The sequence below is a fragment of the Chitinimonas violaceus genome (assembly GCF_052601015.1).
Window position 1 is genome coordinate 1 of record NZ_JBQXDJ010000037.1, and the last position, 24,960, is coordinate 24,960.

Annotated in this window: 19 protein-coding genes; 9 read left to right on the forward strand and 10 right to left on the reverse strand. The window is 52.1% G+C overall.

Features of this window, described 5'->3' with window-relative positions; genetic code table 11:
- The first annotated feature begins 206 nt into the window (after window positions 1-206).
- Entirely contained in the window at window positions 207-656 is a 450-nt protein-coding gene (locus tag ACUHMQ_RS12965; protein ID WP_445295885.1) for an acyl-CoA thioesterase, read from the forward strand.
- Between the two features lie 123 nt (window positions 657-779).
- On the opposite strand, the gene ACUHMQ_RS12970 is transcribed toward ACUHMQ_RS12965, so the two are convergent.
- Entirely contained in the window at window positions 780-1,106 is a 327-nt protein-coding gene (locus tag ACUHMQ_RS12970) for a branched-chain amino acid transport AzlD family protein (RefSeq protein ID WP_445295886.1), read from the reverse strand.
- Window positions 1,103-1,816, reverse strand: a complete 714-nt coding sequence (locus tag ACUHMQ_RS12975; RefSeq protein ID WP_445295887.1) for an AzlC family ABC transporter permease — start codon at window positions 1,814-1,816, stop codon at window positions 1,103-1,105. Before ACUHMQ_RS12975 ends, ACUHMQ_RS12970 begins: the two co-directional genes overlap by 4 nt.
- A 170-nt stretch (window positions 1,817-1,986) precedes the next feature.
- On the opposite strand from ACUHMQ_RS12975, the gene ACUHMQ_RS12980 reads away from it, so the two are divergent.
- Window positions 1,987-2,643 (forward strand): chorismate--pyruvate lyase family protein, encoded by a 657-nt coding sequence (locus ACUHMQ_RS12980; protein ID WP_445295888.1) that lies wholly within the window; start codon window positions 1,987-1,989, stop codon window positions 2,641-2,643.
- Window positions 2,644-2,802: 159 nt separating this feature from the next.
- A complete protein-coding gene (gene ubiA, locus ACUHMQ_RS12985; RefSeq protein WP_445295889.1) occupies window positions 2,803-3,684 on the forward strand; it encodes a 4-hydroxybenzoate octaprenyltransferase in 882 nt (293 codons plus the stop codon).
- 134 nt (window positions 3,685-3,818) lie between these two features.
- Here the strand turns inward: ubiA and ACUHMQ_RS12990 are convergent, their stop codons facing one another.
- Window positions 3,819-5,063, reverse strand: coding sequence for a nucleoside deaminase (locus ACUHMQ_RS12990; RefSeq protein ID WP_445295890.1), 1,245 nt, complete (start codon window positions 5,061-5,063; stop codon window positions 3,819-3,821).
- A gap of 373 nt (window positions 5,064-5,436) precedes the next feature.
- Between ACUHMQ_RS12990 and ACUHMQ_RS12995 the strand changes: the two genes are divergently transcribed.
- The 3 genes from ACUHMQ_RS12995 (at window position 5,437) to ACUHMQ_RS13005 (ending at window position 11,538) form a co-directional block, all read left to right on the forward strand.
- Entirely contained in the window at window positions 5,437-8,925 is a 3,489-nt protein-coding gene (locus ACUHMQ_RS12995) for a response regulator (RefSeq protein WP_445295891.1), read from the forward strand.
- Between the two features lie 11 nt (window positions 8,926-8,936).
- A complete protein-coding gene (locus tag ACUHMQ_RS13000) occupies window positions 8,937-9,758 on the forward strand; it encodes a CheR family methyltransferase (protein WP_445295892.1) in 822 nt (273 codons plus the stop codon).
- A 151-nt stretch (window positions 9,759-9,909) separates the two neighbouring features.
- Complete coding sequence (locus ACUHMQ_RS13005) at window positions 9,910-11,538, forward strand: M12 family metallopeptidase (RefSeq protein ID WP_445295893.1); 1,629 nt, start codon at window positions 9,910-9,912, stop codon at window positions 11,536-11,538.
- A 156-nt stretch (window positions 11,539-11,694) separates the two neighbouring features.
- Here the strand turns inward: ACUHMQ_RS13005 and ACUHMQ_RS13010 are convergent, their stop codons facing one another.
- The 6 genes from ACUHMQ_RS13010 to ACUHMQ_RS13035 all read right to left on the reverse strand — a co-directional run bounded on the left by ACUHMQ_RS13010 (window position 11,695) and on the right by ACUHMQ_RS13035 (window position 20,091).
- Window positions 11,695-12,711, reverse strand: coding sequence for a hypothetical protein (locus tag ACUHMQ_RS13010; RefSeq protein ID WP_445295894.1), 1,017 nt, complete (start codon window positions 12,709-12,711; stop codon window positions 11,695-11,697).
- Between the two features lie 247 nt (window positions 12,712-12,958).
- Entirely contained in the window at window positions 12,959-13,417 is a 459-nt protein-coding gene (locus tag ACUHMQ_RS13015) for an RICIN domain-containing protein (protein ID WP_445295895.1), read from the reverse strand.
- 549 nt (window positions 13,418-13,966) lie between these two features.
- Window positions 13,967-16,072 carry a putative bifunctional diguanylate cyclase/phosphodiesterase gene (locus ACUHMQ_RS13020; protein ID WP_445295896.1) on the reverse strand — a complete coding sequence of 702 codons (2,106 nt, stop codon included), beginning with the start codon at window positions 16,070-16,072 and terminating at the stop codon, window positions 13,967-13,969.
- Between the two features lie 935 nt (window positions 16,073-17,007).
- Complete coding sequence (bla, locus tag ACUHMQ_RS13025) at window positions 17,008-17,850, reverse strand: subclass B1 metallo-beta-lactamase (protein ID WP_445295897.1); 843 nt, start codon at window positions 17,848-17,850, stop codon at window positions 17,008-17,010.
- 304 nt (window positions 17,851-18,154) lie between these two features.
- Window positions 18,155-18,865, reverse strand: a complete 711-nt coding sequence (locus tag ACUHMQ_RS13030) for a hypothetical protein (protein WP_445295898.1) — start codon at window positions 18,863-18,865, stop codon at window positions 18,155-18,157.
- Window positions 18,862-20,091 carry a hypothetical protein gene (locus tag ACUHMQ_RS13035; RefSeq protein WP_445295899.1) on the reverse strand — a complete coding sequence of 410 codons (1,230 nt, stop codon included), beginning with the start codon at window positions 20,089-20,091 and terminating at the stop codon, window positions 18,862-18,864. The genes ACUHMQ_RS13030 and ACUHMQ_RS13035 overlap by 4 nt, the downstream gene beginning before the upstream one ends.
- Window positions 20,092-20,712: 621 nt before the next feature.
- On the opposite strand from ACUHMQ_RS13035, the gene ACUHMQ_RS13040 reads away from it, so the two are divergent.
- Both ACUHMQ_RS13040 and ACUHMQ_RS13045 read left to right on the forward strand, forming a co-directional pair.
- Window positions 20,713-21,675 carry an anthrax toxin-like adenylyl cyclase domain-containing protein gene (locus tag ACUHMQ_RS13040; protein ID WP_445295900.1) on the forward strand — a complete coding sequence of 321 codons (963 nt, stop codon included), beginning with the start codon at window positions 20,713-20,715 and terminating at the stop codon, window positions 21,673-21,675.
- Between the two features lie 21 nt (window positions 21,676-21,696).
- Window positions 21,697-21,924: a hypothetical protein gene (locus ACUHMQ_RS13045; protein ID WP_445295901.1), complete on the forward strand. Its 228-nt coding sequence runs from the start codon at window positions 21,697-21,699 to the stop codon at window positions 21,922-21,924.
- Window positions 21,925-22,046: 122 nt separating this feature from the next.
- On the opposite strand, the gene ACUHMQ_RS13050 is transcribed toward ACUHMQ_RS13045, so the two are convergent.
- Window positions 22,047-22,637 (reverse strand): hypothetical protein, encoded by a 591-nt coding sequence (locus ACUHMQ_RS13050; RefSeq protein WP_445295902.1) that lies wholly within the window; start codon window positions 22,635-22,637, stop codon window positions 22,047-22,049.
- Between the two features lie 477 nt (window positions 22,638-23,114).
- Here ACUHMQ_RS13050 and ACUHMQ_RS13055 point away from each other — a divergent pair, with 477 nt between their 5' ends.
- Entirely contained in the window at window positions 23,115-24,857 is a 1,743-nt protein-coding gene (locus ACUHMQ_RS13055; RefSeq protein ID WP_445295903.1) for a GMC oxidoreductase, read from the forward strand.
- The last annotated feature ends 103 nt before the right edge of the window (window positions 24,858-24,960 follow it).

The window sequence follows — 24,960 nt, forward strand, 5'->3', positions numbered from 1 at the left end:
GGCACTTTCCAGCAGTGGGCGAATGGTTTCAAATTGTTCGCGACTGACGTCGCTGGGGTAAGCGGTTCTCATTGGGCAAGCATCGCCGGTTTGGGGCTAGATGAAAAGACTTTGAACAGGTTCTTAGCGACTCTAAAGAAACGAGCGTTTGCTTGAATTACGGGATATGGCCTAGCATGCACCATTCTCGATAGGAGTCATTCGCTATGTCCGTCTTTCGCCAAACCATTGAAGTACGCTGGGTCGATTGCGATGCCAACCAGCATGTCCGCCACAGCGCCTATGCCGACTTCTGCACTCATGCACGGATCGAATGGCTGCGTGCCGCGGGCTTTGGCTTCGAGCAATTCCAGCAAAACGGCTTTGGCCCTGTGATCTTCAAGGAAAGCACGGAGTACTTCAAAGAACTGAAAATGAGCGAGCGGGTATTGGTGGAAGTACGGGCTGCCGCTTTGGCCACAGACGGCAGCCGTTTCACCATCCGGCATGAAATGCTGAAGGAAGACGGCCGGCTGGCCGCCCGCCACGAAATCAGTGGGGCATGGTTTGACCTACGCGCCCGTAAATTGATGGTTCCCCCACCAAACCTGCAAGCCATCTTCGCTGAATTGGCTCGTACTGACGATTTTGCGGAAATTCCGCTAAAACAGGCCTGACCGTAAGAACCTATTCAAAGTCTCGCGAGCTAGGTGTTTAGTCCCACAGTGTGCTGGTCTAATTTATAATCAGCTACGAAAAGATGACCTACGGGGCGGGTTCTAACTGCCGACTAAGAGCCGTCAGTTCAACAGGTAACGGGCGATAAAAAACACCGCCATGCCACCGCCAATGGCCGCCAGCAGATGTTGGTAACGCCAAGCGATAAGGCCGCTCACCAACGCGCCCAGTAGCCATGCATTGCGCCAATCCAATTGCCAATGCTGGCCATCGGGCAACAGCACCATAGGCACGGTAATCGCCGTCAGCACCGCCACCGGCACATAACGTAGTGCACGTTTCACCATGGGCGGGAAATGCACCTTGTCACCCAGGGCGAAAAAGGAATAGCGGATCAGGAAGGTGACAACGCCCATGCCTATGATCAACAACAGCTCATCACGGCTCATTTTGTCTTCTCCCTGCTTTCCAGCCAGAGCCCTACCAACACACCTGCCAGTGCCGCCAGCATGAGGCCAAGTTTATAGGGCAGATCACGTGCAGCCAGCGCTACCACTGCCGCAGCCAATGCCGCAGCTACCATGGGGCGATTCTTCAATATCGGCACCACAATGCCGGTAAATGTGGCAGCCATGGCAAACTCCAAACCAAGCTGATCAAGCCCCGGTACAGAGTGGCCCAACAGTGCACCTGCCAAGCTCCAGATACACCAGTTGCTGTACATGGCTAGGCACGACCCAAGGTAATACCAATGCTTATTGGGAGATGCATCTTCTTCGCTGTAGCGGTGCTGGACCACAGCAAAGGTCTCGTCCGTCAGCCAGAAAGCCAGCGGAATGCGCCAACGCTGGGCCAGCCCGGCCACGTAGGGCAAAAAGGTGGCGGAATAAAGCGCATGGCGAAGATTGACCACAAACGTGGTAAGGATAATAACCGCCAATCCAGCACCACCGGCCAACAGACTGACAGCAATAAATTGTGACGAGCCGGCGTAAACAAACAGCGACATCGCCATGGTAGCCGGTACCGATAGACCACTGCTGGCTGCCAGTGTGCCGAAAATCAAGCCAAAGGGTGCAGCACCCAATAACATGGGCAAGGAATCACGGGCACCATGCCAAAGTTCGGTTCGGTAATCAGGAAAAGATGGGACAGACAAATGAAGCACCTCAGTATCCCCTAACCATGTCAGGGGCAAGCATTATCGTCTGGGCCTGTATTTAGCTGCTATCGGCAGTTACCCGTGTTTTGTTCATATCAATTCTTGTTAGAACCAGTTCAAAGTCCGCCTCTGGCATAATTGGACCCTTTCCCGCCATCCATTCTGCAATGCCGTCTATCTCCAGCCATCGCTGGGTTCAACCTGCCAGCCTCGCCCCGCGTGAGTTACAGCATTGGTTGAAACACCCGGGTTCGCTTACCGCCCGGTTGATTGCCCACTACCCGGACTTTCACGTACGGCTCCTGCGTCAGCATTGGGCGCTGCCGCATCGCGACGAACTCGATGCACTGGGCTTAGCACGCCATGAAATGGCCATGGTGCGGGAAGTGCTGTTGATGAGCGGCGAAACGCCACTGGTATTCGCCCATTCCGTCATGCCACGGCAGTCCTTGTTCCATGGGTATCACAGCTTACGCCGGCAAGGAGTCAAACCCCTTGGCGCCACCTTGTTCGCCAACCCGCAGATACATCGCAGCCCGCTGGCCTTCCGCAGTATTGACCGTCACCATGCGCTGTACCATGCCAGCCAAAACGCCATAGGCCATCTGCCCCTTACCCTATGGGCACGCCGGTCCCGCTTTGAACTTGGTGATGCCCGCATTCTGATCACCGAAGTCTTCTTACCAGCCTTGAGAACCGGTTCAAAGTCTCACGAGCCAGAACCAGACAAGGCGAGAACGGCTGAGGAAGTCGAATTACAAGGCATAGATGAACATGCCGAGAGCGCTTTTGATACCGAATCGCTGATACACAACGGATTTTAATTAGGTTCAAAGCGCCAGGTTCATATCTGAAACCGCGCAGGCAATACCAAGCACAGCTACTATTCGAAAGCCTTACGTACCCTACCAGGGTACGCTTCATGTCACAGCCAATCCTACGTACAGCTGGATAAGTAAACCGGCCTTAAGGGAACACACTTCATGACGCCGCAAGCCCTCACCGCCCGCTTGAACCATTACGAGAAGTTAATGCGGCTGGATAAACCTATCGGCATATTACTGCTGCTCTGGCCTACGCTATGGGGCTTATGGATAGCCAGCGCTGGGCGGCCAAACTGGGTGATTGCCTGGATTTTTGTACTAGGCACCGTGCTGATGCGGTCAGCCGGCTGCGTCATCAACGACTACGCGGATAGCGATTTCGACCGGCATGTTGAACGCACCAAAGACCGGCCGATGGCTACAGGTGCTGTCTCAACCAAGGAAGCATTGATACTGGCGGGCGCACTGGCCTTGATGGCATTCATCCTGCTGCTGCCCTTGAATCGGTTGACCATGCTGCTGTCCATCCCTGCCGTGCTGATCGCCGCCAGCTACCCATTTACCAAACGCTTCCTGCCCATTCCACAAGCCTACCTGGGCGTCGCCTTCAGCTTCGGTATTCCCATGGCTTTCGCCGCAGTTCAGGAGTCCGTCCCCGCCGTAGCGTGGTATCTGGTACTGGCCAATCTTTTCTGGGTTGTCGCTTATGACACGGAATACGCCATGGTGGATAAACCCGATGACTTGAAGATAGGCATCAAGACCAGCGCCATCACCTTCAGGCGATTCGATGCCGAAGCGGTAATGGTATGCCATGCCCTTTTTCTTGCAGGCATGGTAGCCATTGGCTGGCAGCTACAGCGTGGAATGCTGTGGTATCTCGGGCTTTTGATTGCAGCGCTTCTGGCTGGCCTGCAATACCCCCGGATAAAAGGTGGCGACCGCGAAAAATGCTTCCGCGCCTTTCTTCATAACAATTGGATCGGTGTCGCCGTCTTTGCCGGTATTGCGCTGGATTACTGGCTGGCGATCCCCCTCTAGAAGCGGATTAAACCGGCTCGAGATCTCACTGCACAGTCGAATCAGTCATCATAAGAAACACCAGGGTACACTGCCCCTCACTCCCAGCAACCGCTGCATGACGCAACGGTTGCTGGCACTTCGAGGTCAGGCTGTTACTTGGCCGGAGCCTGAGTCACGCCCGGTACCTGCATCAACGATATATTCACGTTCTGGGTATAAAACGGTGGCAGCTCATTCACCACGGGTACCAATTCAGAAAACTGGGCGCCATTGCGGGGTGGGTAATAAAACTGCAGATTACTCGGGAACATATTGGGAATTGCTCCCTCCATCGTTGAGCCATATGCCCCCAAACTCATGATGGTGATAGAGTCATCGGGATCAGGCGCATAAAGATAAACAAACGTGCCGTATTTGGGGTGAGTCAGATACAGCGCCGGGTTCTCAGTCGTTGGCGCCTGCACATATTTGTTCATTAGTTCCCAACGCGTTTTTGCGTAGCCCTGGGTTACATTCATGAATGCTGCATGTACAGGGCTGGTATTGAATGCATCAGCCATGCACAAAACCAGATTGCCAAAGGGATCGATAAATGCCACCGCATTACGTGCATTTGGCGCACTGGCCAGCACAGCTTTCAGTTCAGCCAATATCTGCGCATCCGGCAAGCGTGGATTGTCGACTTTGATCGTAAACGCTTTATTGTAAATTTCACGGTAGGCTTGAAGAATCGGGGAATTAGACGGCAACTTGGCTGGGTCGCTCATCTGGCTTGGCGGTAATCCTGTGGAATTGCTGGTGTTACGGACTGTATCCACACTTTCGGTAAATACTGTTCCGCAGTCTCTAAGGTTTGCAGGCGTAACCACGCCATTTTTGAATGCAACTGAAGCACCGCCCACATAAGGTCGGGTCAGCGGCTTTGAATTTGCTGGTCCTGAAGCGTAATAACCAAAGTTCTTTTGTGCCTGGGTACGCAAATTAGGCGGCAAAGTAGCAAACTGGAAATTCTGTGCACAGTTAATGCCCGCATAGGTGTCAATCGCCACTACACCAACGTTAAACCCTGCTGTCAGTAATGCACCGGTGCACATCGCACAGGGGTCAAGTGAAGTCACCACCGTGATTTGATTGGGTTCGGGCAATTTCAGTGCATCTTTATTGGCGTAATACCAGTACACCAATTGGCGTTCGCCATGTGCGGTTGGATCAAAAGTAAACGAAACGTTATTACTCAGCGGGGTGATCACATTATTGTGAATGGCGGAGATGACCTCTCCGGTCATGTTGTTGACCATCACACCGCCCACTGCAAACGTGGTCTGATTTGCCGCTGCAGTAGCCTGATCCAGCACAGCGGCGGCGGCTGTATTCACATCATCGATGACTCTTGTCATTTACATTTCCTATTCATTGGGGGTCACACGCCAAATGGCGTCAAACGGACAACCTTCCTGCCGGAATAAGAATAGAAACTCATAGACCAAGATCAATTGACTTCACTTAAATACTCTTCATCTAGGGTTTTGGGAGTGAACTGTATTTAACTCTGAGCGCCAGCCACTTTGTAATTCCATCCCAAATCTTGAAAACGTAAGTCTGGCCGTCGATCCAATACCTTCGTTGAATCGGCGGATAGCTTCGTCCTTGCCTTCTGATGAGATATAACTGAAGAGGCAGGGGTCACAAGCAGATGATTCCGCCTGGACACTCAGAATCTGATCCAACCCTGTAGCGAAACTGCAGGATGGGATGAGTAGAGGGGGGAACATGGAAGATACACTGTCCTACGACCTGACCCAGGATGCATTCCGGCGCTCGCTGGTACGCCACATCAGTATTCCCCTTGTCCTAGCCCTTATCTCGTCAGTGGTATTCGTCGGGCTGGTGCTCTACTTGCAATCAATCAACACCTCAATCAAACAGTCGGATGACGTGATTGCCCGGATAACCAAGGTTGGTAAGCTGTTGGTAGATGGGGATACCGGCCTACGCAGCTTCGGCCTGACCGGGCTGGAGACCTTTCTGGAAGCCTACCGATCTTCGAACGCCGACTTTCCCCATGCATTGGAAGAGTTGATGACCTCCAGTGCAGACAATCTGGACTACCAAACCCGCTTGGCACATTTACGTATCATCTACCGTCATTGGCAGAAATATGCCCAGCAGCTCATCGAACTGCGCCGACAGGAGAATGGTCTCGCCGCCGTCGCACTATTGGATCGAAATGGGCAAGGCAAGGAGATGGTCGATGAGATGCGCCAGACACTCAGGAATCTGCGGGCGCTGGAGGAAAATCAGCGTGCGAGTCGTAACCAAACCGCTAATACGACAATCTTCTGGTTGATATCGGTCACCATGGCGATTGGCATCATTTCCGGTATCGTGCTTGCACTGGTTGGCAGGCGGCAAATGCTGAAGCTATCGCATGTCTATGGCACAACCTTGGAACAACTGAAAAGCCAAAACGCCAAACTGGCTGGCGAAGCCTGGCTAGAAACCGGTAAAACACGCCTAGCTACGATATTAATGGGAAGCCTATCGATTGCGGAGCTATGTGAGAAGTTACTCAATAATCTTGTCACATATCTCAACGCATCGGTCGGTGCCATCTACATCAGTGACGATGGTATAAGTTTCCGCCCTATCAGCCATTACGCTCATCCACCAGCTAAAGTACGACCGCTCAGTGATTTTAAATTACACGAAACCTTGGCTGGGCAAGCTGCTGCAATCAATCAAGTTATGTTGTTACATCAGTTACCGACTGACTATTTCCCTGTCTGCTCTATTTTAGGCAGCAGCACTCCACGTCAACTGCTGATTATTCCTACCAGCGATGGCAGACGGGTAAATGCAATCATTGAGTTGGGATTTCTTAGTGAACTACCTGAACAGGTTGTGGAATTTGCTAACCAAATCACCTTTAAAATCGGCAAAGCCGTCGAAACTCTGCAATATCGCCTGCGATTGCAGGAGGCACTGCTGGAAACCCAAAGGCTTAACGAAGAACTGCAGACACAGCAGGAGGAGTTACGTGCCTCTAATGAGGAATTGGAGGAGCAATCCAACACATTGCTTGAATCGCAGTCCAAGCTTCGGACTCAGCAACAGGCGCTGGAGCATAGCAACCACTTGTTGGAAGAGCAGGCAGTAGCCCTGAATGAACGTAATGAAGCCCTCAAAAAAGCACATATGCACTTGGAGGTAAGAGCAGAAGAAATTCAGCGCGCCAGCCGATATAAAAGCGAATTCCTGGCCAATATGTCGCATGAGCTGCGCACGCCGCTGAACAGCACGCTGATTCTGGCCAAGCTGCTGGCAGAAAACCGTAAGGGCAATCTGACACCTGAACAAATCCAGTTTGCCGAATCAATCTATACCTCCGGCAACGACCTGTTGCACTTGATCAACGACATACTTGATCTATCGAAGGTAGAAGCCGGCAAGCTCGAAATTCAATGGTCAAATGTATCATTGGCTCAACTGCTGGATGATCTCAAGCAGCTGTTCCAACCGATCGCTGCCGACAGACAGCTCACACTCAACCTCCAGCGGGCTCCCAACACACCTGCCACCATTCTTAGCGACCCAATCCGGCTGATGCAGATACTGAAAAACCTGCTGGCCAATGCCTTGAAATTTACTGAGGAGGGTAGCGTACAACTGCAAGTGGCCATGACAGAGGACGGTTTGCTGGCCTTTTCTGTCAGTGATGATGGCATCGGCATTGCCTCGGAACACCAGCAGACCATCTTCGAAGCCTTCCAGCAGGCAGATACCGGGACAACGCGCCGCTATGGCGGTACCGGTCTCGGCCTATCCATCTCGCGCGATCTTGCCCATATGCTCGGTGGCAATATCGGCTTACGCAGCCAACTCGGTGTCGGCAGTACCTTTACCCTGACCTTACCGCTCGTTCCGCTTGGCGCACAGACCAACAATGTCACCCCGCCCAGGCCAACTCTACCCTCGTCAGCAACAACACCCATGCCAGTTCCTGAGGCGGTCAGTACTCCAACAGTTCAACCACACCGATGCCCCGAGGATGACCGTACAGAACTTAAGCCTGATCGCCGACGGATATTGATCGTGGAAGACAACCCTCATTTTGCCCGCAGCCTCTACGAGCTTGCACACGAGCGTGACTTTCTTTGCCTGCTGGCCGATACGGCAGATGATGGCTTCATGCTGGCCAAAGCCCACCTGCCACAAGCCATTTTGCTCGATGTCAAACTGCCCGACCATTCCGGTTTGATTCTGCTGGAACAGATCAAGCAGGACCCTGCCACCCGGCATATCCCCGTGCATGTCATTTCCGGTACAGACAGCAGCCAGGCTGCCTTGCAGCTCGGTGCTATCGGGCATATTCGCAAACCTGCCGACGCTGAAACCCTGCGCGGTGTATTCAGCCGCCTGGAAAGCCGCATATCACAAACCATCCAGCACGTGCTGGTTGTGGAAGATGACCCCTTGCAGGCGGACAGTATCCGAAGGTTGATCGAGGACAAGTCGGTTGAGGTCCAGACAGCTGCGCTGGCAGAAGAAGCCCTGGTACTGCTGCGCGATACCCTGTTCGATTGCATGATCGTGGACCTGAGCTTGCCAGATATGGCGGGCCACGAATTGCTCAAGCGTATGGCCGCTGAAGATATCTGCTCTTTCCTACCCGTCATCGTCTATACCGCGCAGGATCTATCCGCCGCACAAGAGGCCGAACTACGCCAGTACGCACGCGCCATTGTCATCAAGGGTTCCCGCTCTCCGGAACGATTGCTCGATGAAGTCGCGCTCTTTTTGCACCAGGTGGAGAATAAATTGGCGCCCGAACGCCAGCAGCTCTTGCAGCAAGTGCGTCAGGATGAACAAGACTTGGGTGGACGCAAGCTTCTGTTGGTGGATGATGATGTCCGCAACGTCTTTGCGTTGAGCAGCGCCTTGGAAGAGTTGGATGCCCAGGTCGTTATTGCCCGCAACGGTGTCGAAGCCTTGGAGAAACTGGACAACGAGGATGACATCTCCTTGGTCCTGATGGACATCATGATGCCTGTCATGGATGGTTACGAAGCCATGCGGCAAATCCGCCAGCGTCCCGACTGTGCTTCGTTGCCCATCGTGGCCCTCACCGCACGGGCGATGCAGGATGACCACGACAAATGCTTGGCTGCTGGTGCCAATGATTACCTGTCCAAGCCAATACAACTGGACAAGCTGCTTTCGTTGATCCGGGTCTGGTCTCCCCAAGCCATGCGCGCTTGAAGCGAGGTGGAATGCAGAGGACAAGCGACACCGAACCGGAACTGGCAGCCCTGCTGGAAGATATATTCATGCGCTACCAATATGACTTTCGACACTACGCCCGACCGTCGCTGAAACGGCGTATTTCCCACGCCATCAACCGCTTGAATCACCGCAGCATGGCCAGCCTACATCAACAGGTGATCGACAACCCGGCCAGCTTTCAGGACCTACTGCAATACCTCACTGTGCCGGTCAGCGATATGTTTCGCGATCCGGTCTACTTCCAGCGCCTGCGTAGCGATGTGCTGCCTATACTCGCCACCTACCCCAGGATCCGCATCTGGGTGGCTGGTTGCAGTACCGGAGAAGAAGCCTACTCCTTGGCGATTCTGCTGCATGAAGAAGGCCTGCTGGAACGCAGCCAAATCTACGCCACCGATATCAACCCACGCAATCTCACCCGCGCCGAAGAAGGCATAATCCCTATAAAACATCTGGCTCGGTACACCAGCAATTATCAGCAAGCCGGTGGCAAAGCTGCTTTTTCCGATTACTACTTAGCCGCCTATGGCGCTGCGATTATTGACCCGACTTTACGCCAGCACTGTGTGTTCTCCGACCATAGTCTGGCAACCGATGCTGTGTTTGTGGAAACCCAGCTGGTTTCCTGCCGCAATGTGCTGATTTATTTCGATCATCACCTGCAGGCACGCGCCATTGGCTTGTTTCACGACTCGCTGGTCCACCGAGGTTTCCTCGGCCTGGGCAGCAAGGAGAGCATCCAGTTCTCCCCTTACCTCGATCAATTCGACCTGATTCCCCAAACCGAACGGTTGTACAGAAAACACTAGCGCGTCACTTCCAACCGCAGACCGAGAGCCATGTTCATATGGCAGCCGATGTAGGGAACTGGGCATGACGCCAGGGGTCTGCTCACCCAGGTGTCCCGTGCGACATCTCAACGCACGTTAAAAGCTGTTCTTTATCGAAATAGGATAAGTAATGTCCCCGTTTTATCGAAAAGTTGTAACACCCCTTAACGTTTCTCTGTCTCTGTTGATGGCAGGCACAGCTCAGGCCATCGAAGCACCATTACAAAGTGTCGGTACCCAATTCGGCAACGAAGCAGTCGGAACCCCATTGAAGCGCGGTAAGCGTGCCGTGACATCGCCCACGATCAATCGGTGGCCCAACCGCACCATTCCTTATGTATTGACCAATGCATCACCCAAAGTCCGTAGCCTGTTCCTAGATGCAGCCAGACATATTGCCGAGAACAGTGCGATACGGTTTGTAGAGCGAACCAATGAGTCGGACTATCTCTATGTGTTCGACGGGCCTTCTGATGCGCAAGCCGAATACCCACCCGGCTACTACGGCGAACCGATGTGCCATTCATTCATAGGTAAAGCAGGCGGCCCTCAGGAGATCACTCTCACTCCATCTTGTCAGTCCATGGATACGGTCTTGCATGAATTGATGCATGCCGTGGGCTTTGGCCATGAGCATCAACGCCCGGACCGCGACCAATACGTAACCGTTACCCGCGAAGTTGAGGACAGTCCATTCAAGGATACTTGCGACCCTGTCAGTTCCAGCCTTGCCCAGAACCTTGGAAACGACTCAGAGGCTAGCCTGAATATCGGCCCTTACGATCTGGACTCCGTAATGCATTACGAAGCCGAGCAAGGCATAGGTTTGCGCAATCCTGCCAGCCCCATGCGTGCGTTCCCGCGCAATACCCTTTCTACAGGCGATATTGCCGGGCTTGAAGTGCTGTATGGAGGAGCCCCCAAGAATACAGGTCCGGCTCCCACCGACAACAAGTTGCACGTGGTAATGAGCAAATACGAATTGGTCCTGGCGGAGAACACCACCGGTGAAGTTGAGCTGAAGGTGTTATCCGATGTGCTACTCACCGATGCCCCGCGAGTTGAAAGCGAAAACCCGCTGATCACGGCAAACGCTGTCCGTAAGGCTGACAATACTTACACGATCCAGGTTCAAGCACTATCTGGCGCAAATACCGCGTACAACGCAACGACAGAGAAAAGACCCAATCGGATCTTTTTCCATTTCCGTACTTCGGATGGTAAAGCCGGTGTGGCAATCTTCCGCGTCAGCGTCGTCAAGCCGGCCTGTGTGGCACGCTCTTTCCGCCAATTGGTGTCGTTATGGCAACCTGCGGGTAGTGAACAAAAGTTCTGCCTGCAAGCAAAACGGCTGACCAGCAACATACAGCAGAATGACCCCGTGGCGATTGATGAAGCCCACAAGGTTTCAGCATGGGATGAAGCGATGTCGGTAGGGCTCGCCCCTTGTGATGCGAGTCAACCCTTGCAGTTGTGGCGACAGGAAGCCAATGGCCGTCTAACCAGCGCAGCGACATCGCATTGTCTCTCCCTGAAGGACCTCTTTACCGGTAAAGATGTAGGCCGCGCCAGTGTTCATACCTCACAGCAATGTGGCACAGACATTCCACCAGCCGTTGCTGAATGGCGCTACGAAGCCGGTAAGCTGATCAACACCGCCTACCCTCGCTCCGCTTTATCGGCGACCAATAACAACGGTGTGGGGTTGTTTCCTACGGAAAGTAGGCCGGTCACGTGGCAGCAGTGGGTTTGGTATTAGAACCTGTTCAATGTCTGCTGCGCGTCAGCGATACGGCGCTGAGAACACCCGCGGAATGCTCATTTACCACGCGTAAACTGCGCTTCCTCGGCTGTTTTCGCCTTGTCTCACCTTAGCTCGCAAGACTTTGAACAGGTTCTTTGCCACCTTCCATGTTTAGTTGGGCAACATCGCCGTCTTGTCTGCCAACCTCTGCTCCTGCGCCAGCCGCTCGATTTCTGGCCGCAATTGCTCATAGGACGCATATTCGGCGCTGTTCAACGTAAAGTAGCCCAGCGCATACAAAGAGCCCGAGCGTATTGAAGGGTCCTCGTTCACATTGCGCAGGATATCGAACAACTGCGTCTTGAACCCTTCCGAACGGATATTGCCGCTGATGATCATATCGAGCGCAGCCTGACGGACCTGTGGCGCACTATCGGTCAACCCCTGGCTGACACTGGGCTCCAGGGTTTCGCCAGATTTGTTCCATTGCACAAGCGCTAAAAGACTCGTCGCACGTATGTTCGGATCCGGGTGTTGGGTAAGATTGCGTACGCGTTCAACCATGGCGCGAGTCTCCGCCGGTTCGATCACGCCAGGCTGCATCAGGTTGAGCAGCGCACCCGACAGTACAGTCGGGTCCTGCTCCTGTTCCAATGCATGTGCGACCAGACGATAGCTTTCTGCGGTACGGGGAAGCGATGCCATGAGGCCGAAACCTTCACGGCGCTGCGCCACATCATTACCGCTGGCGAGACGTACGGCGAACGCCTGCACATCTGGGGCCGCATTTCCATTCAAGAGCGTTTGCAATCTGTCACGGATGCCAGCGTCCTGTTCTTGCAGGAAGCGACGCATCACCTGCGTACGTGCCGTGGCATCAGTCTGCAATGTCTGCATCAGCATGTGCCAGGCTTCGGGGTCCGGGTCATCACGATGGGCCGCCAAGGCACGATTGAGCGCGTCGTCAAAAGAGGTTGGCGCCCCACGCGTAGCGCGTACCATTGCATGTTGTATACGCTGTGTAAAAGGTTGCGCCATAGGTGCTTCTGGCAGAAACGGCGGTACCGCCTTGCTTTCCATAAACGTTGGAACAGGTGTCACATCTTTGATTGCCCAGGCCGTGCCAAAACCAACGCTCGCAGCAAGCGCAGCGAAACCTGCGACATAGGGCATCGAATAAGTACGCATTGAATTATTTCCCCCGATCGCACACGTTAATGCATGGCATATAGCCGTACCCCATCGCCTGCGAAACTGATCTTTTCATCTGGTAACACTTTCAATAAACCCGCCCGATCAGGCACAGAAACAGGGTACCCAAGGGGCGGGAAGGGCTTAGAACCTTTTCAATATCTTGCTGTGCAGCTGTGATCAGGGCACATGTGCTGCTCTGCACCCTGCTGACAGCTGCTCGCGACAGATCTTGAATAGGTTCTTACAGCACGCGCTTATACCAGTGTTGGAAATTACCGCCATTGCATCCCAGCGTATAAACACCACCGTTTGCATTGCTGTCCAAACATCTCAGCGTCGAAACATTCGTGATACGCCACGAACCGCCACCATTGCTGACGTATGTATGGCGCCACCGCTGGTAGTTACCGCCATTACATCCCAATGTGTAAGCATTACCCGATGTGTTGCTGTCCAGGCACCGATTAGTCGCCACATTCTTCATTTCGATGCCATAGGAGTTGGATGCAAGATTCCAACGTTGATAGTTGCCACCGTTGCATCCCAGCGTGTAGACAGAGCCGGACGAATTGCTGTCCAAACAACGCAGCGTGGCAACATTCTTGAACTCACTTGCTGCCTGGGCTGTTGCGGGTATCAACACCTGGATAGCTGCTGCCACCACGGTGCTGAATAAAATAGTCCTCCTGCTTGTTCGCATTTTTATATCTCCTGTGTTGATGAGGTTAGCGCCTTCGAACGTCATCCACTCGAAAGCGCGGCGATACAACATGGGAGCGGCAAATCAAGCACTCCCAGCAGGCATTCATTAAATCGACCGGTCTCGTAGACCACTCACGCGCTTGTTGCGTAGCCAGGGCCAGGATTGATGCACTATTGGACAACCCGCAAGAGGGAGAGCAAACCGCCAGGATATGATTGACCCGGCAATACATGCCTCATGTACATTTTGGGGTTTTGCTGTGCTTCACCCTGCTGATGACTGCACACAATGACTTGTGAACAGGTTCTCGTATTTATGAACTGCTGGACTGGGTTGAGGATCGCCGCCCATAAGTACCTTAGTGCCTATCTTCGAAGAGTCAACTTCTGCGGTATGAGGCGATGCATTTTGGCATAAGGTGCCGGTTTACCGAGCGTTTTCCGCAACATAGCAGCCGAGAACGCGGCGTTTACGCGTGGTAAATAAGCATGCCGAGGGTGTGTTCAACGCCGTATGGCTGACGTGCAGAAGACTTCAAACAGGTTCTCAGGCTGTGTTTCGGTGCGTATTGAAATGCGCGGGTAACTTCGGTATCTCAGCTGCCGGCAAAGGCTTCGAGAAATAAAACCCCTGGATTGTCTCGCAGCCCATATCGGCAAGTAGGGCAAGCTGCTCGGCCGTCTCCACACCTTCTGCGATCACTTCCAGGTCCAGGTCGTGCGCCAGCTGGATAATCACACGGGCGATGGTCTGGTCGCGGGGATCGTTTGGCAGGTTAGAGACAAACAGCCTGTCTATCTTCAGCACATCCAGGGTCAACTGCTTCAGGTAAGCGAGCGACGAATAACCGGTACCGAAATCATCCATCGAGATACGCACTCCTAATTTGCGCAGCTCGCCAATCAAACGCTGGCTGCTCTGCATATCGCCTATCACCGCCCCTTCTGTCACTTCCAGTTCCAGACACGATGGCGGCAACTGAGTTTCTTCCAGCAAGGCGGCAATATCTTCCAGCAGGTGCTCATCGGCAAACTGCTTGGCGGACAAATTCACCGAAACGGTTACGTCCTCACCCAATTGGCCCATCCAGACGCAACGCTGCTGGCACGCTTCGCGCAAGATCCAGCGGCTTACCTGCACGATAAGCCCCGACTCTTCCAGCAGTGGAATGAAGGTCGCCGGGCTGATCAAACCAGCCTCCGGATGTTGCCAACGCAGCAACGCTTCCATACCGGTCATGCGTCCATCACTTACCCGTATCTGGGGTTGATAGACCAGAAAGAACTGCTCTTCGATCATGGCGCGGCGCAAACTATCAAGCAGCAGCGCCCGTACCCGTACCCGGCTGTTCATCTCCTGCGAGAAGTGCCGGAAATTATTCCGCCCTTCCCGCTTGGCCTGATACATCGCGGTATCTGCCGACTGCAACAGCTCTTCAGCCGTGGTACCGCAATCGGGATAGGTTGCGATGCCGATGCTGACGCTCATGCTCAAGTTATGGCCTGCAATCTCATACGACTGCTGCTGGGCTTGAATGATTTTCTCGGCCACACCTGATATTTGGGCTTCGTCCTGCATTGCCTCAAGCACAATAGTGAACTCGTCCCCACCCAACCGGCATACACCGTCATATCGTCTCAGATGTTGGCTCAAGCGTTCACTGAAGACCTTCAGCAACTGGTCCCCTACCGCATGGCCAAGGCTGTCGTTCACCAGCTTGAAATCATCCAGATCGAGATAAAGCAGCCCCACCATTTCTGACTGCCGTACGGCGCGCGACAACACATTGTTCATCGTCTGGAAGAAACCTTTGCGGTTACGCAGGCCGGTCAGCGGGTCGGTTACCGCCTGATGGCGTAGCTCCTGCTCTAGCCGTGTTATCGGCCCGACATCCTGGAATGCCAAGACCCAACTGCCTTCGGAGCCGGGTAGCAGGGCACAGGAAAGCTGAACCGACAACTCCCCCCCCTGTGCAGTACGCAACATGGCCAAATGGGTGAAATAACTGTTGGTACGGGATGTCGCAGTATGCGGTGACGCCGCGCTACCACCTTCACACGTGGTATAGACAGCAAATGGCAGGGCCAGGCTGTCGGCCGGCGGACTACCGAGCAGGCGGCGCGCCGCTGGGTTGGCATAGCTGATTTCAAGATCAGCACCGACTACCAGTATGCCCTCCCCCGTCGTATCCAGAATCGACGAGTAGAACTCCCGCGCCTGATTGATCTCTTCATTTATGCGCTGCAATTGCATACGTGCATTCTGCAATTCCAGCAGGCTGGCTACCTTGGCCAGGAGGATTTCGCTACGGAGCGGTTTCGTGAGGTAATCAATCGCGCCGGCTTCGTACCCTGCCATCATTGCGACATCGGTATCCATATGCGCAGTCAACAGCAATACCGGGATATCTCGGGTACGGCGATTGCTCCGCATCAGGCGCAGCACTTCAAAACCATCCATGCCCGGCATCTGTACATCCAGCAGCACGAGGGCAACGGTTTCTTTCAGCAGGATATCCAGCGCTGCTTCCCCACTGCTAGCCGAAAGCAGGCGGCGCGTCCCATCGTCCAGCAATGCTCTTAGACTAAGCAGGTTGGCGGACAAGTCGTCGACCAGCAACAGGGTGGGCTGGACAGGCACAAAATCGCTCATACCAACGCTCCCGACTAACGCCGGCAGCCCCGCCATGAACTCATTTCATTGCCTATTAATATCTCGCTCAACGCTGCCCACGAATGAAACCGCACTGTCATACCACCTCCTGAATACGCAACCCGGCACTCTCCCCGATGCCTTTTTGGTTGCGCTGTTAACTTCCCGGAGCCTGTACACGATCCTGCTAGCACTACAACGATCGTAAAGTGGCCCTTGTGAGTCTTTGCTTTTTCTTAGAACCTGTTCACAGTCTTGCTACGCAGCTGTAATCAGGGTTTGTGTGCTGCTCAAAATCCTCATGTACCTCAGTACATGCCGGTTTCTGCGTTGCGTTTCATCCTACTGACCACAGTTCGTGAACAGACTCTATTAGGAAGGTGCACCGGAACAAACCCCCTTCCTTCCCTGCGGGCGGGGCATTGTAGCCTCGGTCCCCTCTCCCACAACGGCTCAACAAGAATATTAAGCAGCTTCCCCGGTTCCTACTGATTAGAAAACCACGCTTGTGGGGCAATAGTTCATTTATATATTGATTCCAGCTATCAAACAGGAAGAACGTGGGGCGTCAAACCTGAAGCATCGCTACAGCCGACTAGCGGTGGGTTGATGGGTATATGTCACGCTGGTTATGCTGGCTTAGAACCTGTTTACGATCTTGCTGCGCAGCCGTGATCAGGGCTTATGTGCTGCTCGAAAGCCCCCCGCAAGGGGGACGCCGAACTGCTAAGGTGCTCCACACCAAGAAGTTCGCAGCCCTCATGTACCCAAGTACATTCCGGTTTCTGCTCAGCTCTGCGCCCTGCTGACAGCTGCTCATGACAGATCTCATCAGCAGTTCTTACATACAAGCTCGATCTGTCATCAAATGCAAAAGACCCGGCTGATCTGCCGGGCCTGAAACACTGCCATAAACTAAGCTGCAAACTGAGTACTTACTTTGCCTGAGTCGCCCCTCCCAAGCGGATCGTATGATCCAACAAGGCAGCGTCACCGGGTTCGCCATGCCCAGGCACTACAATCCTGGACTTGGGGTAGGCCGTTTTCACACGGGAAACACTTCTCGGCCAAGCAGCCATATCTGAATCTTTAACAGGCACCAGTGAAGTCTGATCTGCCGACTTGATCAAACAACCACCGAATATGATTTTGGATTCAGGAAGCCAGACAACGATGTTATCCGGCGCGTGACCCTTACCTGGATAAAATAGCTCCATGTCGTTGCCCAATTTCTCCAGTTCTTCGAAAGTTCTATCAGGCTGTGGTTTGCCATTCTGCTGGGCCAGCTGGGCCGTTAAATTCACACCATGGACAGGGATTTTCTTGTCCAATAAAACACTGATACCGCCCATGCGGTCATTATGCGAATGTGTAACCACTGCAGCAGTGACGGGTAACTTTATATTGCGGGCAATCCAATCCAATAACACCTTGGTTTGTTCATTTGACCAACCGGTATCAACGAGAATAACGCCATTCTTTGTTTTCACAATCAAGCCATTGGCTGGAACACGTTTACCGTCTGGCATAACTTCATCGGTAACGTGACGCCATACATTTTTGGCAAGCGGAACGATGCGTATGTCTGAATTGATGGTCGTCGGTCCATGATCATCATGGGCATAAGCAGGCGCCAGCAAGCATAGCCCCATCAAACCAACCCATAAACGCCGGAAATAAGCCCCAGCTTTTCCTGGCTGCACTAGCTGGCCTTCTGATTTAATTTCTACTCTATTCGCAGGCGTATCTGAACGAAAGACAATAGACTTTCCTGCCATGCTGAATACAACCCGCCACACATTCCCAACCATAGAACTCTCCTGATCAAACAGTACTTTGCCACTCGATGAGTGACCAATCGAATATCGGTGCAATGCTAAGTAAAGTAATTACCCGGCATCATTAAAGCCCGCTTTTCATAAGCGCTGCACAGGTCAGTACATTAACAAAGACAGGAATAAAGCCAATTGGTTTTACCGTATCGCTTGTAACCAGAAGAGGGGGAACCCATGTAAAAAATTTGCCAGCTACTAATTAGCTGGCAAATTAAATAAGCGTCAAAATAAACATCAGTTGGATTAATCAGGAAATATCAAACTCCAACTTAGGGGCAGGTCGATCCTGAATCTGCCCATGGCTTTCAAAACTACCACCTACACGATTGCCAGTTGCATCCTCCAGTTCCGGATGCAACATCAACCGGTAACGGGCTTGCTGCCATGTACGCTTAGGCGTGAAAGACCAGATATTCTCGTCCTCAAGCAGTTGCGCCCGCCCTTCAACACGGTGCCCAGTAGCATCGGCCACTGCAATCAAAACATTGGCGCTGGCATCGATTGGCGCATCGAGGCGTACAAACAGCGGCGCTTTTGTCCCAGCCTTGGGCGTAGAAATACGCCAATCTGCAGGTTCTGGCCCCAACCTATCCTCCATTTCTACGTGCCAATGCGCCAAAACCTCGCCATCAAGCAGCAAGTCGACCTCGTCACCCGTGTTTAATATCGGCCCCAGTTGTTGACGCGCCACCAGACCGGTTTTCACACGCCCAGGATGTAACAAGACCGTCAGAACCTGTTGGTTGGGCGACCATAGTTCCCGCTCGAGAAACGGGTGTTCAAGCAGACGGCCATCTGCACTGCGTAAGCTGAGGCGTGGCAGAACCCGTTCACTTTGGGGTTGCGTGAACCGGATATAAAAACGCAATAGATTCGCCGGCACCGGCCCAGACGTCGGCATTACCGACTGGGCCCGTACATTCAGCGACAAGCACAGAAGAAGCAGCAGGAATCTCATGGCTTGATCAAATCGCTAAAGCCCTCTCCCTGCATCAACATGTCTTGAAATGGCTTCAGGTTCTTGCGCGTCCATTCTCCGTACTTGTAATCGGCAAAGACAAAGTCAGAGATAAAGTCACTTAAACGGAAATTAGCCCCCTTAACAAAGCTGACCAGTTGCGTCGTATTGCGCTGCAAGTGGTGACGTAGTGCGAGCAACATGGAGTCATTCAATTCGGCCGTGCGGACCACCCCTACCAATGGTGCGGAGTTCGAAGTAACTCCTGCGGTCTGGCCGATAGGTACTGGGGCATCCAGGCCAGGTTTGGCGTAAGCGGCCTCGATTTCCGACATTGGAATCACATTTGCGCCACGCTGGTAATTTGTAATGACCAAGTAATCCGCGCTTTGCCCATCCTGCCCCTGAACACGGGTCATCATCATCGATGCAGGCTCGTTGCCATAGCCCAGTTCAGCAATGGTCTTGCCTTTGACGTGTGCACCATCTTTCAGATCATCCAGTGCAAATACCACGAGCGGCGTACAGGTATAGGCGGCAATCAGATACGGTTTGTCGCCCGATTGTGCAAATTCCATCACCTCTATAGGTGCACGGGTTTCCATTTGGTTGTGGATAGTGTGATACATCTCCACTGTCGATATGCTCATACCACTAAATGGGTATCTCACCCGACGTAGTGTCGAGGCAAAAGACTGATTGGAGAGACCGGCAACAAATAGCTCTCCATCATGCCATTTCATATCCGTAACGGTCAGGCTACGTTGGGGGATATCATGCCAAAAGGTTGCTTTTGGGTCTGGTGGGTTGGCAATATCCAGACTCGAAGCTACTTTCTTTAAATCGATGCGGCGTACTTTCTGATCCGCCGTTACCGACACCAGTAGCGGGGCTTTATTTTTCCCAACACTTGCCGCAACAAACGCCTCGGCAGCACCTCTACGCATCACCATGTCTTCAATCGTGATGGGAGCGTGAATCTTTAGCGCCTGACCAACCAAGCCGCTCAAATCATTAATATTGAATGGGCCAGCTTTAGCATTAGCGCTGGTAGGTACATCAAGCGCATGTAGTTTTGCCGCCTTCCAGTCGGCGACAAATAGAATATTGTCTGGCCCTACTGCAATACGTGAAATTGATTGTATGGTTGCAACACCGGCAATAGTCGTCATACCAATTACAAGCAGCACCATCTGCATCAGAAATTTGCCTAGCAAAATCCTCATTACAACCTCCCAGTTATTATGAAACAAGGTTTGAGTGTAACTGCAGTACTCTCTATTCTTTTAATCAGGCAGTTCAAGATGATATAAGAAAACCTGGAATTCCTAAGTAAAATCCGGATTTCATCAGTACATTAATAAAGTATCAATCACTATTTAAATACCATGGGCTCAAATATATAAAGGATAAGAAAAGCATAGCTATGTAGAAAGCAGTAACGTCTGGAAATGGGATATAGCCATGCAGCAGATAGATTTCTTCCCTCTCTTCCCTATGCCGATATAGCTTGGTACAGAAGATGTACCCGCATCGCTTGTACATAAAGCAACAAGACTACGGCGCACATTTGTTCTGCATTCACGATGGTTTCCACGCAACACATGTGTCGCAAACCTCACCGTTCATAAGTATGATGGCATGCTTCCAGCCGCTCCGGCTCTGTCAGCAATGCCTATAGGATGAGCTTGTACTTTTCATAAAAGTGCAGCAGATAAACGAAAGACCCCCATTCTGCTTTTTTTATATTTTCCTTCATAGAAATGGATTGATTGATGAAATTTCCTGCCAAATTTCTGGCGTAGTTTGCATTTAGCCATGCTATTTGCTCAAACAAGGAATCTGCCATGCCTATTCAATTTCAAAAAACCCTTATTACCCCAAATAACCTCAGCATGATGGAGCAGGATATTGCCAAAAGCGCAAGACAAAATCGCCCTAACATTGCTACATTAGCCGAAAACCTAAAAGAAAACACCGGCGTGGTTACCCAGCACCTTATATCGCTTCAACAGGTCGCACACGACCACAACTGTATTATTGGCATTCGACCTGTCGATAAAATGGCAACGGGGTTAATTGAGGAAAGTCATCCAACCAAAGGGTTTCATATAAAAGGCAAGAGTGCATCCTGGGGACCACAAGCGGGTTTGATTTGTGTAGATCAACGCTACAGTAAATTAGAAAATACGCCTGATCAGATTGAAAAATTCAATTACCAGACTCAACAATGTATAAAAGATGGCTATGCTGTCGCCGTCCCATTAGTTATATCTGCAAATCGACTCCATGCATTGCAGGAAGCCGGCCTGATTGGTGAACGATCACGTGAAAATACCCAGGGGGTAATAACGTTTAGTGCAAAAGCACCCAGTGGCCAGATATATCAGTTTGAAGGGACACGTAAAGGACAGGACTTTGTAATTACCAGTAACGGTGAACCCATTACCGTGCTGGCACCCAAAGCTGATGCCAAAGCATTTACTGCAGATTATGACTTATTGGTCATTTCCCCACATATAAGCGATGTCGGATCTCAAGATAATCTATTGGTGCCTGATGTCTCCCACAACGTATTCCGTTCAAAGATCAACCAATATCGAGGCATACCCTCAAATGTCTATCTGCTGAATGATTACTTGAATGCAAAGAGTTTTCATGCAAAGGAAGATGCTGATCTCGGCAATGCATCAATGCGGGTCCGGAATATGATTCCTGTCATCAATCAGGCTCTCGTAGGTGTTGGAGAGGCTGTTGTCCACCACAGTACCGACTCAGGCAGTCCCGCAACCGATATCAAAGCAAATTAGCCGGCCACTTTCGCATTACCAATGAAAATTGGACCTTTTGATGAAGTCTGCATCATCAACAATAAGGAAGAGTTCGCCCAACTAGTGCAACAGACTAAAGACCATGGCTACCATATGCAGCTGAATCCACTGTGGGAGGAGGAAGTAAAAAATGGGCGGCGAACCGAATTTGTGGATGCAAAAAACCACTTACAACAAACCCTGAAGCTAGATGGCATCTTACCTCGGCCCACTCCTTCAAGAGCCTAAAGTCAGTTGGCGTAGTGCAGCTACGATCGGTAACATATGGATGGCACGCTTATCATCTATTCCAACGTGTCTGTCTTAAAGCCTGTTCACGACACCGTTATTCGCGATAGATCGTGAACAGGTTAGAAATGCTTCGCGATAAAACTGACGAATGCGGAAAACCCGGGAGAGGACCGATCAATCACCCATCTGATCCACTTGCTGTCTTCGAACAGCTTTTCCTGCTTTGGCGGTGGCATCCAAACCGACATCTCACTACGGATATGCTTTTCAATAAAGGCTGACATCCGCTGAACTTCCGTCTCGACAGAGCGAAGTGTCACACTTTTTGCGTCACCACCACCTCGCAAGCCACGGTCTACTTCCGCCATTTGAGCAAATATCTTGGTAGAAGCCTTAACCAGTAAGCCCTGTATTTCGGTAAGCAGCAAATTTGTATCCACACCGCGTTCCTTAGCCAAGGAAACAGCGTCTTTGATTTCCTGAGTTGCCAATGCTTCCAGAAATGGGTCGATATAACGCGACCAGAAGACAGCACGTGGGGTGCCCTGGAAATCGAGATCTTGATAATTGATTTCCTGTCCGTTGAACCTTTTTACACGGAATGGCGCGCCGGACTTCATAAAAATCCAAGGCGTAACCTGCTCTCTGACAAGCTGCTCGACAGCATCATCAATGCGTTTCTCAAACGTCAGGTAGAGCGAAGTCGACAAGTGGGTGACGCCAAATTAAAAGTAGATGTAACCAGGCTCGCGTAATTAACAAGATAACTTGTCTGGCACATCACACCACCACAAAACGAGGAACGGTATGAAGTTCTTTCTTGCCGCTATTTCCAGGCAAAGCTAAGGACGCATTTAGCATCAGCTTTCGGACGCTACTCTATTCATTCAAGAAACCCAGTCCGTCAAGTATTCAGATTGAAAGTGCCTGCCCAATTAGCAATGCCGTACACAAGCACAGATGCTCTCCTTCATATGGATGAGGGCTGCATCAGGCGCATGTGCTATGCCTGTCACAGGCGAACAGCGACTGCGATTCAGTACAACTGACCGCTGCAACCACTTGAATCGCTCACCTTTGACCGGGCTTTGTCGATCATCGTTTGCCTACTTGACCAGTAGGTGTGACAGGATCGCGTTTCCTACTGCCTCCGGCACAGGCCGACATTTGATCAGGAGGATATAGACATGAGTAATGCATCATCGTCCGACAAACTTCAGTATGGCTTCCCTACACCCGGTCCACAGGACCCATCTGGTCAAAAGGTGATGGACCATGTGTTCTTCTTGTCCAACGCCGGTTGGAAACAAGCCCGCGAAGAAAATACCTACGACTATGTCATCGTAGGCTCTGGTTTCTGCGCGCTCGCATTTGCTGAAAGAGCCCTTAAAAATAACCCACTAAGCCGTATTTTGATTGTTGAACGTGGGTCGTTTTTCCTACCGGAACATTTTCAGAATCTGCCACTGCCATTTAAAAATACCCTCGGGGGAATGTCCGAAACATTCCCATGGACACTTTCCTCTGTGACAGCACAAGGGAAAGAAGGCGGTTATATCCGATGGCAACACGGCATGGTGCCATTCTTCGGCGGTCGCTCCACATTGTGGAGTGCGTGGTGCCCCCGCCCGAATGAACGGGAGATGGAGGGGTGGCCTGCCTCAACGATGCGTGCAGCCGAAGAAAACTTCATCACAGCCGAGACCTTGCTGCGGGTAAAGCCGGCAGACCAGATCGACAAGGGAAAGAGTGACGCTGAGCTACGGCTCGTTTCCATGAAACGGCCTGTCTATGGGCAACTACAGCAGCGGGTACAAACGCTGTTGAAGGATGGCTACTCGAACGTTCCCGGTGTCTATCGTACGGAAGCTGCACCGTTGGCCTGTGCATCCGAAGATATCAACGGCGTCGACTTTCAGAAATTCTCCACGCCTGGGGATCTGCTCTCGATTGCCAGCCTACATAACGCCACCACCAACCACGGTCGGTTAGACATCGTGAGTCAATGTACCGTCGAGAGGGTAGTACAGCAGGGGGGTACAGCAACAGCGTTACAAACCTCGCGTGGTGTACTGCCACTTGGTAACGCAAAGCTGATCCTCGCCATGGGAACGTTGCCACCTACCACCCTAATCCGCAATTCGTTTCCCGACGCGCCAAATATTGGCGAGCGATTCTCTGCACACTTTATCACTTCAGTCGTTGCCCGCGTTCCCAAGGAGGACCTGGACCCAGGTAGCCAATTCGGTGACCTTGAGCTCGGCGCATGCTACATCGCCGGGACGGGACCAAAAGGATATGCCCAGCAGTATCACATTCAGCTGTCGGTACTGTGGGACAAGTACCCGATAAAAAATGCCGGTATCGCTTTGCGCTATATGCCCGATGTCGTCGCAACCGCCTCAATGGCGCAACTACAGTCATCCGAAGGCTATGTGGTGTTTGTGTGTGCCGTGCTGGGTGAGCTCGACTACAAGAACGAGCAGAATTGGTTCCGCGGAAACAGCCAGGATAACAATCCGACAACCAATTCACTGCTGCAGATTATCGAAAACAAGAGTGACCAGGAAACCTGGAATGCCATGGATGAAGGCACATTTGGCATACTGGAAAAAGTACTCTCTACCGGCAGGATCCAGTACTGGCATGGCTCACCGGATCAGGGCGAATGGAGCGTCGAACGGCCATCGGCGTCGCAACGTCGTGTTGATGCGCTAGTACATGAAAGCTCGACACTACACATCGGGGAAGATGCCGACGCACCAGTCGACTTGGACTACCGCCTGAAAGCCGCCACAAACGTCTACATCACAGGAGGAGCACTCTGGCCGCAAGGTGGTTCCTGGAACCCGACCATGACCATGGTGGCACTGACACAAGACTTGGCAGATAAGCTTACCAACCAACCGAGGCCTAGTAAAAAGCCATAAAAGCGCAAGGAGACACCATATCGAATGAAACAGCGAAAGCCTCTATCGCCTGGTATCCCTATAACTTCAGTAGGGATACCCGGGACTGCAGGCTGGATGTCAT

What these genes read in the sequence shown, in the direction of transcription:
- ACUHMQ_RS13040 (WP_445295900.1), top strand. Translation starts at nt 20,713, where the DNA reads ATGCCTATTCAATTTCAAAAAACCCTTATTACCCCAAATAACCTCAGC.
- ACUHMQ_RS13010 (WP_445295894.1), bottom strand. Translation starts at nt 12,711, where the DNA reads ATGCGTACTTATTCGATGCCCTATGTCGCAGGTTTCGCTGCGCTTGCT.
- ubiA (WP_445295889.1), top strand. Translation starts at nt 2,803, where the DNA reads ATGACGCCGCAAGCCCTCACCGCCCGCTTGAACCATTACGAGAAGTTA.
- ACUHMQ_RS12970 (WP_445295886.1), bottom strand. Translation starts at nt 1,106, where the DNA reads ATGAGCCGTGATGAGCTGTTGTTGATCATAGGCATGGGCGTTGTCACC.
- ACUHMQ_RS13005 (WP_445295893.1), top strand. Translation starts at nt 9,910, where the DNA reads ATGTCCCCGTTTTATCGAAAAGTTGTAACACCCCTTAACGTTTCTCTG.
- ACUHMQ_RS12990 (WP_445295890.1), bottom strand. Translation starts at nt 5,063, where the DNA reads ATGACAAGAGTCATCGATGATGTGAATACAGCCGCCGCCGCTGTGCTG.
- ACUHMQ_RS13000 (WP_445295892.1), top strand. Translation starts at nt 8,937, where the DNA reads ATGCAGAGGACAAGCGACACCGAACCGGAACTGGCAGCCCTGCTGGAA.
- bla (WP_445295897.1), bottom strand. Translation starts at nt 17,850, where the DNA reads ATGGCAGGAAAGTCTATTGTCTTTCGTTCAGATACGCCTGCGAATAGA.
- ACUHMQ_RS13035 (WP_445295899.1), bottom strand. Translation starts at nt 20,091, where the DNA reads ATGAGGATTTTGCTAGGCAAATTTCTGATGCAGATGGTGCTGCTTGTA.
- ACUHMQ_RS12980 (WP_445295888.1), top strand. Translation starts at nt 1,987, where the DNA reads ATGCCGTCTATCTCCAGCCATCGCTGGGTTCAACCTGCCAGCCTCGCC.
- ACUHMQ_RS13045 (WP_445295901.1), top strand. Translation starts at nt 21,697, where the DNA reads ATGAAAATTGGACCTTTTGATGAAGTCTGCATCATCAACAATAAGGAA.
- ACUHMQ_RS13015 (WP_445295895.1), bottom strand. Translation starts at nt 13,417, where the DNA reads ATGCGAACAAGCAGGAGGACTATTTTATTCAGCACCGTGGTGGCAGCA.
- ACUHMQ_RS13030 (WP_445295898.1), bottom strand. Translation starts at nt 18,865, where the DNA reads ATGAGATTCCTGCTGCTTCTTCTGTGCTTGTCGCTGAATGTACGGGCC.
- ACUHMQ_RS12995 (WP_445295891.1), top strand. Translation starts at nt 5,437, where the DNA reads ATGGAAGATACACTGTCCTACGACCTGACCCAGGATGCATTCCGGCGC.
- ACUHMQ_RS12965 (WP_445295885.1), top strand. Translation starts at nt 207, where the DNA reads ATGTCCGTCTTTCGCCAAACCATTGAAGTACGCTGGGTCGATTGCGAT.
- ACUHMQ_RS13020 (WP_445295896.1), bottom strand. Translation starts at nt 16,072, where the DNA reads ATGAGCGATTTTGTGCCTGTCCAGCCCACCCTGTTGCTGGTCGACGAC.
- ACUHMQ_RS13055 (WP_445295903.1), top strand. Translation starts at nt 23,115, where the DNA reads ATGAGTAATGCATCATCGTCCGACAAACTTCAGTATGGCTTCCCTACA.